At 58.6% G+C, this 17,804-nt stretch carries 17 protein-coding genes; 4 read left to right on the top strand and 13 right to left on the bottom strand.

The window, feature by feature from the left end:
- Positions 1 to 34 precede the first annotated feature (34 nt).
- A complete protein-coding gene (locus ACRQ1B_RS18665) occupies positions 35 to 454 on the top strand; it encodes a (R)-mandelonitrile lyase (protein ID WP_432295428.1) in 420 nt (139 codons plus the stop codon).
- Positions 455 to 505: 51 nt separating this feature from the next.
- Here ACRQ1B_RS18665 and kdgD read toward each other — a convergent pair whose 3' ends face one another.
- Both kdgD and ACRQ1B_RS18655 read right to left on the bottom strand, forming a co-directional pair.
- Complete coding sequence (gene kdgD, locus ACRQ1B_RS18660; RefSeq protein WP_432295787.1) at positions 506 to 1,438, bottom strand: 5-dehydro-4-deoxyglucarate dehydratase; 933 nt, start codon at positions 1,436 to 1,438, stop codon at positions 506 to 508.
- 88 nt (positions 1,439 to 1,526) lie between these two features.
- On the bottom strand, positions 1,527 to 2,267 hold the full coding sequence (locus ACRQ1B_RS18655) for a FadR/GntR family transcriptional regulator (RefSeq protein ID WP_432295427.1): 741 nt from the start codon (positions 2,265 to 2,267) through the stop codon (positions 1,527 to 1,529).
- A gap of 249 nt (positions 2,268 to 2,516) precedes the next feature.
- On the opposite strand from ACRQ1B_RS18655, the gene ACRQ1B_RS18650 reads away from it, so the two are divergent.
- Entirely contained in the window at positions 2,517 to 3,665 is a 1,149-nt protein-coding gene (locus tag ACRQ1B_RS18650) for a mandelate racemase family protein (RefSeq protein WP_432295425.1), read from the top strand.
- A 187-nt stretch (positions 3,666 to 3,852) separates the two neighbouring features.
- On the opposite strand, the gene ACRQ1B_RS18645 is transcribed toward ACRQ1B_RS18650, so the two are convergent.
- From ACRQ1B_RS18645 to ACRQ1B_RS18595, 11 genes are all read right to left on the bottom strand, one after another.
- Positions 3,853 to 4,908, bottom strand: a complete 1,056-nt coding sequence (locus ACRQ1B_RS18645) for a dienelactone hydrolase family protein (protein ID WP_432295424.1) — start codon at positions 4,906 to 4,908, stop codon at positions 3,853 to 3,855.
- On the bottom strand, positions 4,908 to 5,639 hold the full coding sequence (locus ACRQ1B_RS18640) for a FadR/GntR family transcriptional regulator (RefSeq protein WP_432295423.1): 732 nt from the start codon (positions 5,637 to 5,639) through the stop codon (positions 4,908 to 4,910). Before ACRQ1B_RS18640 ends, ACRQ1B_RS18645 begins: the two co-directional genes overlap by 1 nt.
- Before the next feature lie 25 nt (positions 5,640 to 5,664).
- The gene (locus ACRQ1B_RS18635; protein ID WP_432295422.1) at positions 5,665 to 6,423 is read right to left on the bottom strand and encodes an ABC transporter ATP-binding protein; all 759 of its coding nucleotides are present in this window, start codon (positions 6,421 to 6,423) and stop codon (positions 5,665 to 5,667) included.
- Entirely contained in the window at positions 6,420 to 7,277 is an 858-nt protein-coding gene (locus tag ACRQ1B_RS18630; RefSeq protein WP_432295421.1) for an ABC transporter ATP-binding protein, read from the bottom strand. The genes ACRQ1B_RS18635 and ACRQ1B_RS18630 overlap by 4 nt, the downstream gene beginning before the upstream one ends.
- Before the next feature lie 12 nt (positions 7,278 to 7,289).
- Positions 7,290 to 8,150 carry an ABC transporter permease gene (locus ACRQ1B_RS18625; RefSeq protein WP_432295786.1) on the bottom strand — a complete coding sequence of 287 codons (861 nt, stop codon included), beginning with the start codon at positions 8,148 to 8,150 and terminating at the stop codon, positions 7,290 to 7,292.
- Positions 8,151 to 8,194: 44 nt separating this feature from the next.
- The gene (locus ACRQ1B_RS18620; protein ID WP_432295420.1) at positions 8,195 to 9,211 is read right to left on the bottom strand and encodes an ABC transporter permease; all 1,017 of its coding nucleotides are present in this window, start codon (positions 9,209 to 9,211) and stop codon (positions 8,195 to 8,197) included.
- 78 nt (positions 9,212 to 9,289) lie between these two features.
- Positions 9,290 to 10,894: an ABC transporter substrate-binding protein gene (locus tag ACRQ1B_RS18615; RefSeq protein ID WP_432295785.1), complete on the bottom strand. Its 1,605-nt coding sequence runs from the start codon at positions 10,892 to 10,894 to the stop codon at positions 9,290 to 9,292.
- A 289-nt stretch (positions 10,895 to 11,183) separates the two neighbouring features.
- A complete protein-coding gene (locus tag ACRQ1B_RS18610; RefSeq protein WP_432295418.1) occupies positions 11,184 to 12,218 on the bottom strand; it encodes a trans-3-hydroxy-L-proline dehydratase in 1,035 nt (344 codons plus the stop codon).
- Between the two features lie 25 nt (positions 12,219 to 12,243).
- The gene (locus ACRQ1B_RS18605) at positions 12,244 to 13,263 is read right to left on the bottom strand and encodes an Ldh family oxidoreductase (RefSeq protein ID WP_432295417.1); all 1,020 of its coding nucleotides are present in this window, start codon (positions 13,261 to 13,263) and stop codon (positions 12,244 to 12,246) included.
- Between the two features lie 463 nt (positions 13,264 to 13,726).
- A complete protein-coding gene (locus ACRQ1B_RS18600) occupies positions 13,727 to 14,254 on the bottom strand; it encodes a DUF992 domain-containing protein (protein ID WP_432295416.1) in 528 nt (175 codons plus the stop codon).
- Positions 14,255 to 14,406: 152 nt separating this feature from the next.
- Positions 14,407 to 15,273 (bottom strand): helix-turn-helix domain-containing protein, encoded by an 867-nt coding sequence (locus tag ACRQ1B_RS18595; protein WP_432295415.1) that lies wholly within the window; start codon positions 15,271 to 15,273, stop codon positions 14,407 to 14,409.
- Positions 15,274 to 15,385: 112 nt separating this feature from the next.
- Here ACRQ1B_RS18595 and pobA point away from each other — a divergent pair, with 112 nt between their 5' ends.
- Together pobA and ACRQ1B_RS18585 are read left to right on the top strand one after the other, a co-directional pair.
- The gene (gene pobA / locus ACRQ1B_RS18590) at positions 15,386 to 16,555 is read left to right on the top strand and encodes a 4-hydroxybenzoate 3-monooxygenase (protein ID WP_432295414.1); all 1,170 of its coding nucleotides are present in this window, start codon (positions 15,386 to 15,388) and stop codon (positions 16,553 to 16,555) included.
- Between the two features lie 141 nt (positions 16,556 to 16,696).
- A complete protein-coding gene (locus ACRQ1B_RS18585) occupies positions 16,697 to 17,746 on the top strand; it encodes an NAD(P)-dependent alcohol dehydrogenase (RefSeq protein WP_432295413.1) in 1,050 nt (349 codons plus the stop codon).
- Positions 17,747 to 17,804: the final 58 nt, after the last annotated feature.

Genomic DNA, 17,804 nt, shown 5'->3' with positions numbered 1-17,804 from the left:
CGCTAAAGACGCCAATCGCGAAAGGACGTATGTCATGAAAATTACCCGGAGCGAAACACGTGCCTCCATCACGCCGTCTTCGGACTATTTCACTGGGCACGTGCGTCAGGATCCTTTGAACGCCGCCGAAGCCCCAGGTCGAGTGCGGATCGTCAGCGTCACGTTCGAGCCCGGTGCACGGACCGCTTGGCACACGCATCCCCTTGGCCAGACGCTGCTAATCACGTCTGGAGCCGGTCTTGTGCAGACCTGGGGTGGCCCGATCCGCCGGGTCAGCGCTGGGGATGTCGTATGGTTTCCTGCAGGTGAAAAGCATTGGCATGGAGCGGCACCGACGACGGGTATGACCCATACCGCCATTCAGGAGGAACTGGACGGTCGCACCGCGGACTGGCTGGAAAAGGTCTCCCACGAGCAATATGGCGGTGAGATCGAAGGCGGCCAAGCCTCATGAGAAAGAGGCCGACAGTGATGCCGGCCTCGTTGGCTTTCATTCTGGAATATCTTATTCGGCGGCCTGCATCGTGGAGGCCTTGTTTCTATAGGGCTCGCACAGCGCTTCCAGCATTTTCACCTCTTCCAGGGTCAGGTCGGTCAGCGGCGCGCGAACCGGGCCGGCATCGAAGCCCATCAGGCGCACGCCGGCCTTGATGGCGGAGACGGCATACCCCTTCTGGCGGTTGCGGATATCCATGAACGGATAAAAGAAGTCGATCAGGATCCTGTTGGTCGTTGTGGTGTCGCCGGCACGCAGCGCCTTGTAGAAATCCTGAGCAAGGCCCGGCACGAAGTTGAAGACGGCCGAGGAATAGGTCGTCACGCCGGCGCCTAAATAGGCATCGGCAAACAGTTCGGCCGTGGGCATGCCGCCGAGATAGGTTAGGCGATCGCCCAACTTGGCCGTGATCTTGCGCACGAGGCCGATATCACCGGAACCGTCCTTGAAGCCGACGAGGTTCGGGCAGACGTCGCAAAGTCGCGCCAATGTCTCTGCCGTCAGGATCGAGTTGTCGCGGTTATAGACCATGACGCCGATGCCGACCGACTGGCAGACAGTCTTGATGTGCTGATAGAGGCCTTCCTGGCTGGCATCCATCAGATAGTGCGGCAGCAGAAGAATGCCGTCAGCGCCGGCCTTTTCGGCGGCCTTGGCAATGGAAACGGCAATGCGCGTGCCATAACCGCAGCCCGCAACGATCGGCGTCGCGCCGGCAGATGCCTTGGCCGCCTCGATGATTTCCGGGATTTCCGAAGGCTCAAGATTGAAGAACTCGCCGGTACCGCCCGCTGCAAACAGAACCGTGGCATCGAAACCAGCCAGCCAGCCGACGTGTTTTTCATAGGCTGCGCGGTTGAACAGGCCGTCCTGTCCGAACGGCGTAACAGGGAAGGAGAGAAGGCCCGCGCCCAGCGCCTTCTTCAGTTCATTCGGATCCATCGACATTGCGCACCTCTGTTGCTTGCGATTACGCAAGAACTAACAAGAGATATTATGACTGTCAATTGAGATAATATATTTAAGTTTATCATGGGCGACGGATCAGCGACCTGTAGCGCTGCTGGCTGCCTTTGAGGTGTGTGCGCATGGCATCGCGCGCCGCCGAATCATCAGCATTTGCGATGGCGCGGGCGATGTTGGCGTGTTCCTTCTGGATCTGCGCCATATAGTCTGCAGGCGAGGGGGCGGTGTCGCCTTCGGTCAGAAGGGATCGCGGAATCATCTGCTTGCCGATTGCTTCCAGCAGTTCGCGGAAACGCGGATTATTGGTGGAATCGGCAATGGCAAAGTGAAAGGCGCGATCGCTTTCGACTGTCGGATTTCCCGCTGAAATCTGTTTCTCGATGGCCTCGAGACACTCGAAGATGATTTCCTGCTGCGCCGGAGAAGAGCGCAGTGCTGCCAGGCCAGCGGATTCGATCTCGATCGCGGCGCGAACCTCAAGCATTTCAATGATCGAGGAGACACGACCGGCATCGACATTGCGCAACCCGTTCTGAAACAATCCTTCCTGCGGCGGAAGAACGAAAACGCCAACGCCATGGCGCACCTCCACGAGACCATCCGCGCGCAAGGAAGCGATTGCTTCGCGGATGACGGTTCGGCTGACCTGATGCTGTTCGGTCATTCCGCTTTCGGTCGGCAGCTTGTCGCCAGGCTTCAATTCGCCGCCGGTGATAGCATCACGTATGCGCCGGCCAACTGTCTCGACGAGGTTGCGACCCTTGCGGGCAGGGGCTTTCCCCGTTGTGTCATCCGATGTCGACAAGGTTTAGCGCTTTCCGGTTGCCATCATTTCAGTGACTTAATGACGGAATGCGCCTGCTTGTTGTCAAGGATGAAAAGAGAAATTTGTTGACCTTGCTGATGATAACTATACTATGACAGGACGTCTGATGTATGATGACATAGGCAAAATCGCCGGAGTGAGCGCATTTCCGACCCGAAGGTGCGGACATGCGAGGCGAATGACAGGCAAGAGCGTGGCGTACCGGCCGACGCTGATGAGGAGGAAATCGTGAAGATTGCAGACGTCAATGTGCGGGTGTTTTCGTATACCACGCAACGCCATCAGGATACGGCCGGTCATGCCCATCCCGGCCCACCGCACAAGGTCAATATGGCAATCCTGACCATCGTGGCCGATGACGGCACGGAAGGCTATTGTTTCGCACCGCCGGAAGTCATTCGTCCGCATGTGATCGACAAGTTCGTCAAAAAGGTGCTGATTGGCGAGGACCCGTTCGCGCGCGAACGTCTGTGGCAGGATCTGGCCCATTGGCAGCGCGGCAGCGCCATGCAGTTGACCGACCGGGCGCTGGCGATCGTCGATTGCGCGCTGTGGGATCTGGCTGGCCGCAAGCTCAACATGCCGGTTCACAAGCTGATCGGCAGTTACCGCGAGAAGATCCCGGCCTATGGCTCGATCATGTGCGGTGATGAACTGGAGAACGGTCTGGCCACGCCGGAAGATTATGGCCGTTTTGCCGAAAAACTGGTCAAGCGCGGTTACAAGGGCATCAAGCTGCACACATGGATGCCGCCGGTTTCCTGGGCGCCGGATGTAAAGATGGACCTCAAGGCCTGCGCTGCGGTGCGCGAGGCTGTCGGTCCCGATATCCATCTGATGATCGATGCCTTCCACTGGTACACCCGCACGGAAGCGCTCGAACTCGGCCGTGGATTGGAAAAACTCGATTTTGCCTGGATCGAGGAGCCGATGGACGAGCAGAGTTCGGCTTCCTATGCATGGCTTGCCGAAAATCTCGACATACCGGTCGTCGGCCCGGAAAGCGCCCATGGCAAACATTTCAACCGTGCGGAATGGATCACCTCCAAGGCCTGCGACATTCTCCGCACCGGTGTTCACGATGTCGGCGGAATCAGCCCGGCGATGAAGTGCATGCATCTGGCCGAATCCTTTGGCATGAACTGCGAAATTCACGGCAATGGCGCGCCGAACCTGATCGTTGCCGCCTGCGTGAAAAACGCAAAATGGTACGAGCGCGGCCTGCTCCATCCATTCCTCGAATATGACGATGGTTTCGAGTATCTGAACGAACTCGTCGATCCGATGGACGAGGACGGCTTCGTTCACATCTCGGACAAGCCGGGTCTCGGTGAAGACATCAATTTCGACTTCATCAACGCCAACCTGGTTGACTGAACCTGCAGGCAAGACAAAGCCCGGCTCCCAAAAGCAGCCGGGTCAGTTTGATGGCAAGTCGTCCATTCAGCGTTCCCGTCATCCTCGACCTCGTGCCGAGGATCTGACCACGTCAATGATACCAGGTGCCCGCAGATCCTCGGTCCAGCCCGGGGTGGCGACGGAGAGGTCTAGGATCGTTATCCTGTTACAGATTTTGGGCAAGCCAGTCGAAGGCGTGGTCCTGCTGCTCGACGGCAAAACAATGTGCGCCGGGCCAGAGCCTCGTTTCGAGCTTTGCCGCAGCCCCGGAAGCGGACCATATGACGTGAAGCTGCCGATGCGCCTCTGTCGCTGCCGGCACCGGAAAATGCCGGTCGTCCGCGCCGCTGAAAATCAGCGCCGGTTTCGGCGCGGTAAGGCCCGCGAAATGTGGGTAATCCAGTTTTCCGGCGATCTGCGGATGCAGCATGGAAAAGGCGGATTGGCCGCGCAACTGGTTGTTTCCCGGCTGCATCAGGCCATGCAGGGTACCCATCCAGCCGCCGCCAACACAGGCCGCGATGTCGTCGGAAAGCGCTGCAACCTTCCAGGCGCGCGAGCCGCCCATGGAATAACCGAAGCTGACGATGCGGTTTTTGTCCACACCCGGCAGATCTTGCAGGAAAGCCAGGGCTTCCAGATCTTCGGAGAGAACCACCGAGGCGTAAGAAACGCCAAACTGCATCAGGTTGGCAGCCAGCGCCTGCTGTGCCTCGTATCCATTGCCCCTGCGGCTGCCCCAGCCAAGCGCGTCTGCGCAAAGCACGGTATAACCGTGCCGAACCAGCTCATTGCCGATAAACCGGCCGCCATAGAGCTTGTTGATCCATAGATCGATATCGGCGCGCAGTTGGGCACTTTCATCCGGGCGGTTGATGAGCTTTTCCTTGCCAATGGAAAAGAACGAGCCGTGATCGTGCAGAAGGAGGACGGCTGGCGTCGGTGCGGCCGTCTTGGGGCGAAGCAGATAGGCACGCGTCGTTTCACCGTTTGAAAAGCAGAGTTTCAACTCCTGCCCAAGCGCGTCGTTGTCCGACCATTCCGAAATGATCGAGGACGTTGCAGGCGATACGCGATCGACACCCAGTGCCATCAGCACCTTTTCGCGGGTTGCCGATTTCCAGGCCTGAAAATCCTGCGCTTCGGGATCGAAATTCCAGACGAAATGATTGCGATCGCGAAGACGTCGGGCGATGCCGCACATATTCTCCGCGTCGATCATCAGTCCTGCCGCATCTTTGCCAGCGTCCTGTCCTTGCTGGCAATCAGATGCGCGCGCATGGCGGCTCTTGCAGCATCGGGATCCCGTGCCTCGATCGCTTCGAGAATGGCAAGATGCTCCTTGTTCACGCGAGCAAGAAGAGTGGACAGTGTCTTGTCATCGACGGCATGCGTCGTGCGGCGCATGCGCGGCATCAGGGTTTCGCCGAGATAGTTGAAGATGCCGGAAAAATGCTCGTTATGGCTGGCTGCCGCCACCGCACAGTGAAATTCGAAATCCGCCAGCGTATTGCGCGTCGCGTGTTTCACCGCTTCTTCCATCGTGTCGCAGGCGGCCCTCATGGCCTTGAGATCGGCGGCAGTGCGGCGCTCCGCGGCAAGGGCAGCGGCTTCGGATTCGATGCCGATGCGCAGTTCCAGTCCCTTGATCATGTTGCCGGCCTGCATCAGGTCCGCATCGCCAAGCCGGAAAGGTGTCACGCCGGCGTCATCACGGACAAAAACGCCGATGCCGTGCTGGATGGAAACGAGGCCGCTGGCCCGCAGATTGGCGACCGCCTCGCGCACGACCGTGCGGCTGACACCGAGTTCTTCCATCAACGCCTTTTCGGTCGGCAGCTTGGAGCCGCGCGGATAGTCATCCTGCTTGATACGCTCGGTCAGAACGCGCACGACCTGCGAGCTCAGGCTTTCCCGGCGGGCAAACATGGTTGGCGAAGCATCAGCACTCATCGCGAGGCCTCCGATCTAAAAATAATCAAACCGCCTGATCGTATTCCAGGCTGGCCTGAATGAGTTCGCGGGCATAGGGATCTTTTGCCGCGCCGGTTGCCAGCACGTCCCGGCTCATCACTTCCACGATCCGTCCATGCTGCATGACAGCCAGCCGCTCGCACATATGATCGATCACTGCAAGATCATGGCTGACGAAGAGATAGGTTAGGTTCCGCTTCGCGCGCAGGTCGGCAAGTAGATTCAGCACTTCCGCCTGCACGGACACGTCGAGGGCCGAAGTTGGCTCATCGAGCAGCAGGATGCGGGGCTCGAGAATGAGGGCGCGGGCAATCGCCACACGCTGGCGCTGGCCGCCCGACAGTTCATGTGGGTAGCGCGACAGGAAATCCGGGTTAAGCCCGACATCGATCAGCGCCTTTTCCATGCGCTCCACCTGCCGGTCCATGCGGTGAATGCGCAGCGGTTCCTGCAAGGCGGTGCGGATGGACTGGCGCGGATGCAGCGAGCCATAGGGGTCCTGAAACACCATCTGCACGGTGCGGCAATAATCGGCAAACGGCATGTCGTTGACGGAAGTGCCTTCCAGCTTCACGTCGCCATCCCACGAATTCAGCAGGCGGGCGATGCAGCGCAGGATGGTGGATTTTCCCGAGCCGGATTCGCCGACGAGACCAAAAGATTCTCCGGCCGCGACCGAAAAACAGACGTCGCCGAGAATGCGTCGCTTGGCGGGACCATGACCGAGACTAATTGAGACCTGATTGACTTCGATCGCGGTCATACGCTCATCTCCTGTGGGGCGAGTGCCTGCGGCTGGCGGTTGAGAACGGGAAGCGGTTGGCGGCTTCCGCCGATATGCGGCTGCGCCGCCAGCAGGCCTTTCGTATAGGGATGGGTGCAGTTCTTCATGTCACGGGCAGCGCGTTCTTCCACCACTTCGCCGTGGCGCATGACGAGAACGCGGTCACAGAAATTGCGCACCAGATTGAGGTCGTGGCTGATCATGATCAGGCCGATGCCCTTGTTGGTGACGAGCTCGTTCAGAATATTGAGGACCTGCATGCGCACCGTCACATCGAGCGCCGAGGTCGGCTCGTCTGCGATGATGATCTGCGGCTCGGGGATCAGCATCATGGCGATCATGATGCGCTGACCCATGCCGCCGGATACTTCGTGCGGGTAAAGGCCGTAAACCCGCTCGGGATCACGGATCTGCACCGCCTCCAGCATCTCAAGGGTTTTCTGTTTTGCCACCTGTGCCGACGCGCTGTAGTGGACGCGATAGGCCTCGGCGATCTGGTCGCCGACCGTATGGACCGGGTTGAGCGAAAATTTCGGATCCTGCAGGATCATCGAAATACGCCGACCGCGAATGTTCAACATTTGCCTTTCGCTGGCGGCGAGAAGATCGGTGCCGCTGAAATCCATGCGGTCGGCTTCGATCTTTGCGGTCGGCAGCAGTTTCAGCAGCGCGCGGCCGATGGTGGATTTGCCGGAGCCGGATTCGCCGACGATGCCGAGCCGTTCACGGCCGAGATCGAAGGAAACGCCCTTGACGACATTGTTGTAGCTCTTGCCGCTGCGATAGCTGACCTGCAGGTTTTCGACTTTCAGGAGGGGCTGGTTGTTGTCCATCGCTGTCACTCCTTAATGCTGTTTCGGATCGAGCGCGTCGCGCAGGCCGTCACCCAGAAGGTTGAAGGCAAGGCTGACGAGCAGGATGGCGCCGCCGGGGAAGGCGACCAGCCACCAGTTATCGAGCATGTAACGGCGGCCGGTGGCAATCATCGCGCCCCATTCCGGCAGCGGCGGCTGCGCGCCAAGGCCAAGGAAACCGAGGCCGGCGGCGGTCAGGATCACCGTTGCCATCGACAGCGTGATGCGCACCAGAACGGACGGCATGCACATCGGCACGATGGATTTGACGATGATGCGCAGCGAAGAGGCACCCTGCATGCGCGAGGCCGAGATATAATCCGCATTGCGGAAGGTCAGCGTTTCGGCGCGCGCCAGACGAGCGATCGGCGGCCAGGCGGTGAGGCCGATGGCGATGATGGCGTTTTCCAGACCCGCACCAAGGGCCGCGACAAAGGCCAGCGACAGGATGAGGCTCGGGAAGGAGAGAAAAATGTCGGTGATGCGCATCATCACCGTATCGTACCAGCCGCCGAAATAACCGGCCGTGGTGCCGACCAGAAGGCCGACCGGGCCGACGATGACCGAAACGATGGTGATGATCGTCAGGCTGATGCGGGTGCCGTAGATGATGCGGCTCATGATGTCGCGGCCGAGTTCGTCTGTGCCGAACCAGTGCGTCGCATTCGGCGGCTGCAGCACGTTGTTGAGATTGACGACATTCGGATCGTAAGGCGCCAGAAGCGGCGCCACTAGTGCCGTCAGAAGCAGGATCGAGATGACGATCAGACCAAAGCCGGAGGACGGGTTGCCGAGCAGTTCGCGAATGACGCTAAGCAGGCGTCGCAAGGCCGAGTTCGGGTTCGAAAGCATGGACGGCATGGCGTGATCCTGAGCATTGAGCGTTTCGGTGGCCATTAGCGCGTCCTCGGATCAAAAATCTTGTAGAGCGCGTCGGAGAGAAGGTTCAACGCGATGAAGATGATGCCGACGAGCAGGACGCAGGTCATGACCGCGTTCATGTCGCCAATCAGCATGTTGTTGGTGATGTACTGGCCAAAACCCGGCCAAGAGAAGACGGTCTCGATCAGTACGGCGCCTTCGAGAAGGCTACCATAGGCGAGCGCCACGATGGTCACGAGCTGAACGCGGATGTTGGCGAATGCGTGGTGCCAGATGGTGCGGTTCTTCGACAGACCTTTCACGCGCGCCGTGGTGATGTATTCCTGGTTCAGCTGATCCAGCATGAAACTGCGGGTCATGCGGGTGATATAGGCCATAGAGGAATAACCGAGAATGCTGGCCGGCAATAGAAGGTGGTTCACCGCGTCCCAGAACACTTCCCAGTCACCGGCGATGATGCTGTCGATCAGCAGGAATCCGGTCGTGTCGGGAACAAGGCCGATATAGAAGTCGGAGATACGTCCGCCACCGCCGACGAGATCGAGCACGGCGTAGAAGATGATCAGGCCGATCATGCCGGTCCAGAAGATCGGCATGGAATGGCCGATCAGCGTCAGGAAACGGATGACGTGGTCGACCGGCTTGTTGCGTTTGACGGCTGCCAGAATGCCGAGCGGGATGCCGAGGCCGGCGCCGAACAGGATCGCGAATGTGGCAAGCTCGATCGTCGCCGGCATCACATGCAGGATGTCGTTGATGACCGGCTGGCCGGTGCGGATCGAGGTGCCGAAATCGCCTTGCGCCAGATCAGTCACGTAACGGAAGAACTGCTGGTAGATCGGCAGATTGGCGCCGATGCGCTCCGCCACCATTTCATAGGTCGCCTGATCCGCTTCCTCGCCGATAATGGCGCGAACGGGATCGACCGGCATCATGCGCCCGATACAGAAGGTCAGGATCAGCAGGCCGACAAGGGTAACGAATATCGTACCCGCCTGCCGCCCAAAGGCGGTGAGATTTTCGGACTTCATGGTGCCTCCTCAAATGGTGTGGGAGGCCGGGGCGCTGCACAGAAACAGGACGCGGGCAGCGCCGCGGCGCGGGCGGAATTACCGCTCCTTGGTGACCGTTCGCAGCTGTGTGGACCACGACGGGTTCAGCTGCAGGCCCTTGATGTCGGCGCGGAAACCAACGCTGTCGACGACTTCGGAGAAGGGCTGCAGGGCAGGGACCATGTCGGCGTAATATGTCTGGATCGCCTCGTAATCCTTGATCTGCTTGTCCTTGTTGCCCTCAACGAGAGCATCATCGATCATCTTGTTGATCTTCTCGTCATAGAAGGACGTACGCCAGCCCTGGAAGTTGGTGAGCTTTGCCGCATCCGAATTGTCCGGATTGTAGACCGTGGCGCGCAGATTGCTGTCCGGGTGTGGCAACTGTCCGCCGCCGCCGCGACCGACAAGCAGTTCATACTTGCGCTCGCGCATGGCGCCATAGATCTGGTCGCCCGTGCCGGTGATGATCTCGGCCTTGATGCCGGCTTGGGCAAGCGTTGCCTGAATGGCGGTCGCCGCACTCATGAAGGGCACATCGGAAATCGCGCGCAGTGTCGTGGAAAAACCGTTCGGATAACCGCCTTCAGCAAGAAGAGCTTTCGCCTTTTCGACATCGAGCTTGTAGCCGGCATTCGGCAGTGAGCCAAAGATGCCGCTTGCGATCGGACGATCACGCAACCGGCCGAAATAGGGCAGCACGCTGTCGTTCAGTCCCTGATAGTCGATGAGGTAACGCAGCGCTTCACGAACCTTCGGGTTTTGGAATTTTTCGTCCTTCATCGACACGGCGAGATAATAGAAGCCGCTGCCGCCATTGGTCTGGATTTCGACGTTTTCGTCTTTTTCCAAGGCCTTGAGATCGGCTGCCGACATGGAGAAGGCGATGTCGATATCACCCTTTTCGAGCATTAGTCTCTGGCTCTGGGATTCCGCCAGATGGCGCATCATGATGCGCTTCATCGCCGGCTTTTCACCCCAGTATTCCGGGTTCTGGTCAAGGATAACGCGTTCGTTGGACGCCCATTGGCCAAGTGTGAACGGGCCGGAGCCAGCCGACTGGTTGGTTAGCCATGCCGCGCCCTGATCGCCGTTCTTGTCGTGCTCCATCACGGTCTTCATGTCGAGAATGGAGCCGGGACCGACAATGCCGAGCGTCTGCACGATGATCTGTGGATCGACTTTCTTGGGCAGGGTCACCACGATAGTCTGCGCATCGGGAGCGGTAAAGCTTGCATCCGCATTGGCGGCGGTAAAACCGTGCGTCTTGAGGAAGGAGGCCTGCGCAAGGTTGAGTTTCATCAACCGCTTGAAGGACCAGACGACATCTTCCGACGTGACTGGGTTGCCGGAGGCGAATTTTGCGCCTTCGCGCAGCTTGAAGGTGATCGAGCCGTTATCATCGGCGATCGTCCAGCTTTCGGCGAGCTGCGGGTCCACCTTGGCGCGCTCGACCGGATTCAGCGAGACGAGGTTATCATATATGTTGGCGAGAACCTGAACGGTCTCCTTGCCGGTAATCGCGGCTGGGTCCAGTGTCAGGATGTTGTTCATCGAAAAACCGACGACCAGCATGGTCGGTGGCGTTTCGGCAAAAACGGGCTGAGAAAGCAGGGTCGAGGCAAAGAGCGCGGCGCCGAGCAGCTTCACGGATGGTTTCATCGTCATAGATCCTCCCAATCACGACTGCCTCCTCCAAGGCAGTAAAACCGCATTAAGAGATATGATGTCCTACGACAGATGTCAACGGCAATAGAAGATTCATAATGATGTTTTCAATTGTCGGGTATCAGGCTGGTGGGCGATTGCTGGAGCCAGGACGAGAGCCAAAGAATGTGCGGAAATGTCGTGTCAGGTCTCGGATCAAGCAAAATGACGGTCGCAGCCGTTCTGGCGACAGCGCGCCACGCTCCGATCGCGTAAAACGCATTCCAAAGCCGTAAATCAGCCGTTAGCCCGAAATTTTCGGCCAGGTATCCGAAAGGCGGTATCCGCCAGGCCAGGGATCGGATGGGTCCAGCATCAGTTGATGCGTGCCGGTAATCCATGCCCGGCCCGAAATCAGCGGATAGATGGCGTTAAGTTCGCCGACCTTGGTCGTTGCGTCGATGCTGCAGCGAAATTCTGAACCGATGATTGAACGGCCGATATAGGTTTCACCAATGGCCATTTCGCCGCGCGCATGCATCACTGCCATTCGCGCCGAGCAACCGGTCCCTGTCGGTGAACGGTCGATTTTTCCCGGTTGGATCACGACGGCATTGGCCCCAGTCAGCACACCGTTTTCTCGGGTTAGGGGAGCGGCGACCTGGCAGAAGGAGATATGGTCCCAGCCGGGGTTTTCAGGATGAGTGAAGCCAAGCTGCTCATTGGCGGAATTGGTGATTTTTACGCCGGCCTCGGCGATGTCCCGCGCTTCGTCCGGCTTGACCGCAAAGCCCAGAGTTTGCGCATCGACGATGACAAAACTGTCGCCGCCATAGGCGGTATCCACCGTCAGCGTACCAAGGCCCGCGACTTCCAACGAGACCCCGAGCTTGTCGGAGAATGAGGGGACGTTGCGCACGGTGATGCGCTCGGCCTTGCCGTTGTGGCATTCGGCAGTCACATCCACCAGACCGCCCGGCGCTTCCAGCACCATCTTCGTCACCGGCTCGGTCATCGGTATGATGCCGCTATCGAGCAACACGGTAGAGACGCAGATCGAGTTCGACCCGGACATGGGCGGCGTGTCTGCCGGCTCCATGATGATCCAGCCCATCTGTGCACGCGGGTCCTTTGGCGGCACGAGCAGGTTGACGTGGCGGAAAACGCCACCGCGCGGCTCGTTCAGCACGAAATTGCGCAGCGTCTCGTCCTTGGCGATAAACCGTGATTGCTCCCAGATCGTATCGCCGGGAGGAGGGGCAACGCCACCGACGATAACATCTCCAACTTCGCCTTCGGCATGGCAGCTGACGACATGGATGATTTTTGACGTGCGCATTGCGGCTCCTCCCGGAATGGATCGATCAGGCTTCGGCTAAGGCCTTCAGCTTATCGTAATTCTCGGCGGAAAGAGGGATGCCATCCTTCTCCGCCTTGGCACGCGTCAGATGGCGGCGGTCTCCAGGAAGGCGCTCCTGACCGGCTTCGAGTACCAGATCGCAGATGCCCGCGACACGTTCGGCAAACACGTCATTGCCACCACGCGCCGGATCGATGACGATGGAAAATTGGCCGGTAAACGGTGTCTGCGCACCCTTATGGCCGCTCCAGTCGAATTCTCCGGAAAAATATCCGCCGGTGAGCGCCGCGCTCAAAATTTCCACCATCAGCGCGATCGAATTGCCCTTGTGGCCGCCGAAGGGCAGAAGCGCGCCGCCGTTCAGGATTTCCTTCGGATCATTGGTCGGCTGACCATCCCGATCGACACCCATGCCGGGTTTCAGGTCATGTCCGGCACGCGCCGCGATCTGCACGTCGCCATGGGCAATCGCCGAAGAGGCTTGATCGAAGACGAAGGGTGCTGCGCCGGCACGCGGTGAGGCAAAGGCGACCGGATTGGTCCCGAATACCGCCTTTTTGCCCCCGTGCGGCACAACGCAGGCCATGCTGTTGACGACGCTGAGCGCAACCAAACCTTCCTCCGCAAAAGGCTCAACATCCGGCCACAGCGCGCTGAAATGGTGCGAACGACGAATGGCGAGAACGGCGACGCCATTCTCCTTGACCTTTTTGATCAGCATAGGACGTGCCGCAAAAAATGCCGGTTGCGTGAAACCACCCTTTGCATCGACACGCACAAAGGCCGCCCCTACATCCTCCACTTCCGGAACAGCCTTACCATCGACCCAGCCGCTATTCAGCGAGGAGACATAACCTGCCATACGAAAAATGCCGTGGCTAAGAGAACCGTCGCGTTCACAGCCGGCGCAGTTTGCAGCCAGGATTCCGGAATTATGCTTGGAAACCCCATGGCGAACAAAGGTCGTCTCCAGCAGCGCAACAAGATCGGCATAGGAAATGTGGAACGTGGCGGGTTCGGTCATGCAAGCTCCAAGGGTGGATCGAGGCGAACGTTCGAAACAGGCAGGCGGCCTATTGATGAGAGCATATCTGTGGCGGGCCCGCGTTCAACCGGTTTTCTAAATACTTATCCCCGTCCAGGCGGTAGCGACGTTCTTCTGGAATGCGCCAGCTCTGGTTCCGGTCGATGATAGACGGCCTCGCATTCCAGACCTGAAGAATGCTTGTTCCACGGAGGGTTGGCGTGACGAGCGCAACCGTTTTCTCTCTGGCCTTCCGCAGGGTGGAGCGACCGCACTGATCTTTTTTGTCAATGATGATGACCATCAAACGGATCCGGCGCGACGAGTACCGCCTGTCCGACCAGATACCTATACCGCACCTTGAAACTGGCTTTGGCGATCTTTTTGTTCAGTTCAAAACGAATGGCGCGACTCCTCTCAGAGCCGCGCCATTCGGATCATTGGATGATCACACTGTTTGCGATCAGTTGACCGAAGCCAATGTCATCGACGTACCCGTAGCCGCAACGTTCAGACCAAGTTGGCCGGTCACGCTGACCGTCTGCAGATGGATGGAGCCGGTTGTGCCGCCCACCAGAATATTGGCGCCAACACCGGCACCGACAGTCGCCTCAGCCGTAGCGCCTTGATAGATACCGCCGAGCGAGCCGTGGTGATACCCCGCAGTCGGGGCAAGCACCGCCCAGATCAGGCGGCTGCGGGTGGTGAATCCGATGTCAACGCCCAGCTTGCGGATCGCGCCGGAATAATGGTCAAGCGGCTCACCGCCGATCGTGGATTTGAAAACACAATCAACTTCCTTGGCCGAGCCGAGAATGTAACCGGCGCCACCGCCGATGTTGCAGTCGAGGTAACCGATCTTAACGCCGTTACGTGCGCCTTCTTCAACGACCACCGGGCGTTCTGCGCGCACCACGTCAGCAGCGTAGACAGCGCCGGCGCTTGTAAGAACCGGTGTGGCGGCAAGTGCCAAGGCAATGATTTTCTTCATGTCAGTCTCCTTAGTAATCCCTGTTGCCGCCATCTTCATTCCGGCGATGAGACAAGCTGGCGATCCGTCAACGAATCCGTCGCCAATTCGATCCATGCCGATGGCATTTTCGGGGCGGCCGGACAAAAAAGGTTAACAACAGGTGCGCCGTTTCAAGGGAAGGTCACCGGTCGATTTCTCTGGCCGCGCCGGTAGTCGCGGGGCGACAGGCCGGTCCGCTGGCGAAAACAGCGGGAAAAATAGGTGGCATCGGAAAAACCGAGATTTTCCGAGATGTGCCGAATGCTGGCATCGGTCAGCGCCAATGCTCGTTTTGCCTCTTCGATGGAGCGGTTGATGATCAGGTCATGGGCTGTCATCCCGGTTACCTTGCGCACGACGCGATTGAGATGCGTAGGAGACAAGCCAAGCTTTAGGGCATAATCGGAGGCCGTCATCTGCTCGCGGTAATGACGGCCGATCAACTCTCTCAGCGCGGCCACATGCCGATGCGCATCATCAATGAATGTTTCATCTGGCGTGCTGGCATGCTGGCGACGGATCAGGCCATACACGACCGCCAGATAGGCATCCAGCATACCTGACCGGTTCGGCCGTGCCGCATCATATTCTTCGGCAATACGATGAAAGGTCTGATGAAGATAGGAGGCATCCGGGCTTGCAGCGCCAAGAGGAATGACCCGCGCATGACTTTGACCGATGAAGACCGCAGGTCGTTCCGCAGTGACTGTGATGACCAAACCGGCAATGTCACGCGAAAAGCGAAAGCCGTGAGTGGGGCCAGGCGGAATGAAAATCACGCAGGGCGGCGTCAGCGCGATCGTCTTTTCACCGAGAACCGCATCACCGGATCCGCTCGATATGTAGAGAAACTGCATAAAATGTTCATGCCGATGTAGGCCGATTTCCCACCGATATGTACTGCTGCGTGACGCGATCGTTTCGCAATGAAGCTGAAAATTCGGCCTTTTGGCGCTGTTTTCTCCATAAAGATCGTAAGTCGGCACCTGGTAAGACATTTTAACGACCTCTCAAGCAGTGTTCGATTTGTGCAAGATGTGGATGAAAAAGTCCATTGTATGCAGTTCTGACATTCGTCAATCTTTCCCGGCACCGTACTGGGAGGATATCGTGCGCACTCAAGTCGTCATCATCGGCTCCGGGCCGTCCGGCCTGTTGCTCGGCCAGTTGCTCAATAATGCCGGCATCGACAATGTCATCCTTGATCGTGTCGGCAAGGACTACATCCTCGGCCGCGTGCGCGCTGGCGTGCTGGAGGAGGGGACTGTTCGCCTTTTGGAAAAGGCGGGTGCCGATACCCGCATGCTCGCGGAAGGCTTGCCGCATGACGGCTTTTCTCTCGCTTTCGACAACCGCGATCATCGTATCGATCTTTTTGCCCTCACCGGCAAGCGTGTCATGGTTTATGGGCAGACGGAACTGACCCGCGACCTGATGGACCAGCGCGAGCAGACGGGTGGGGTGACGATCTACGAAGCGGCGAATGTCATCCCACATGATTTCGATGGCGAAAGCCCCTTCGCTACCTATCAAAAGGATGGCACCACACACCGGATCGATTGCGACTTCATCGCCGGCTGTGACGGTTATCATGGCGTCAGTCGCAAATCCGTGCCGGACAAATCGATCGCCACATTCGAGCGGATTTATCCGTTCGGCTGGCTCGGCATTCTGGCGGATGTGCCGCCGCTCAGCCATGAACTCATCTATGCCAACCACCCGCGCGGTTTCGCCCTCTGCTCCATGCGATCGGCAACGCGCAGTCGGTATTATATCCAGTGCCCATTGGACGAGGAGGTGGAAAACTGGAACGACGACCGCTTTTACGATGAACTCCGCCGCCGGCTGCCGCCAGCGCACGCGGAAGCTCTGATCACCGGGCCGTCTTTCGAAAAATCCATTGCGCCACTCCGCTCTTTTGTTGCCGAGCCGGTGCGGTTTGGTTCGCTTTTCCTCGTCGGCGACGCAGCTCATATCGTACCTCCGACCGGTGCGAAGGGGCTGAACCTGGCTGCAAGCGACGTGCATTACCTTTTCGAAGGATTGCGAGATCACTATCTCGATCGCTCCCAAGCCAGTCTTGATCGATATTCCGAAAGGGCGCTGAAGCGCGTGTGGAAATCCGTGCGTTTTTCCTGGTCTATGACCACCCTGATGCATCGCTTTCCGGACGGAGGTGAGTTCGGCCAGAAGATTCAGGAGGCGGAACTCGACTATCTCACCCATTCCGATGCGGCGGCTGCGTCATTGGCCGAAAATTACGTCGGCCTGCCGTACTGAGCGTAGCTGCGCGCGCGCTGGAGAATCGTGCAATCATCTCGGTGAAATGAACTGGCCTCGGTCAAAACCCGGCCCTATGTTTCGCGCGTCGGCCCCTGTTGGGGCTCCGTTTCATCAAGTTCAAATCGGAAGGTTCTCATCATGGCGATTGCAAGAGGCTATGCCGCGACGGATGCGTCCAAACCCCTCGCTCCCTTTACCTTCGAGCGCCGCGAGCCCAATGACGATGACGTCGTCATCGACATCAAGTTTGCCGGCGTCTGCCACTCTGATATCCACACCGTCCGCAACGAATGGGGCGGCGCGGTATATCCCATCGTGCCAGGCCATGAAATCGCCGGTGTCGTCACTGCGGTCGGCTCCAAGGTTTCCAAGTTCAAGGTCGGCGACCATGTCGGCGTCGGCTGCTTCGTCGACAGCTGCGTCGGTTGCGCCACGCGAGATGTCGATCTCGAGCAGTATATGCCGGGCCTCGTACAGACCTATAACAGCGTCGAAGCCGACGGCAAGACGCCGACGCAGGGCGGTTATTCCGACAGCATCGTCGTCAAGGAAGGTTATGTCATGTCCATCCCTGACAATCTTCCGCTCGATGCCGCTGCCCCGCTTCTGTGCGCCGGCATTACGCTGTATTCGCCGTTGCATCACTGGAAGGCCGGTCCCGGCAAGAAGGTCGCGATCGTCGGCATGGGTGGCCTTGGCCATATGGGCGTCAAGATCGCCCACGCGATGGGTGCGGAAGTGACGGTGCTCAGCCAGTCCCTGTCGAAAAAGGAAGATGGCCTTCGCCTAGGCGCCGATCACTATTACGCGACTAACGACAAGGAGACCTTCTCCAAGCTTGCTGGAACGTTCGACCTGATCATCTGCACGGTTTCGGCAGAGATCGACTGGAACGCCTATCTGGGATTGCTCAAAGTCGAAGGTTCGTTCGTGGTCGTCGGCGCGCCGGAAAACGCCATCCCGGTTCATGCCTTCTCACTCATCCCGGGCCGCAAGAGCATTTCCGGTTCAATGATCGGCTCGATCAAGGAAACTCAGGAGATGCTGGATTTCTGCGGTCAGCACAACATCGTCAGCGAGATCGAACTCATCGACATCAAGGATATCAACGAGGCGTATGAACGCGTCATCAAGAGCGATGTGCGTTACCGTTTCGTGATCGATATGGCGACCCTCAAGGCCGCGTAAAATCACAAATCCGATTTTTGGAATAGGCGGGCCGGTCGCAAGACTGGCCCGTGTTATT

The sequence above is a fragment of the Endobacterium panacihumi genome (genome assembly GCF_050847465.1).
Taxonomy (GTDB): Bacteria; Pseudomonadota; Alphaproteobacteria; order Rhizobiales; family Rhizobiaceae; genus Neorhizobium; species Neorhizobium panacihumi.
This window is presented reverse-complemented; position numbering and strand designations above follow the sequence as displayed.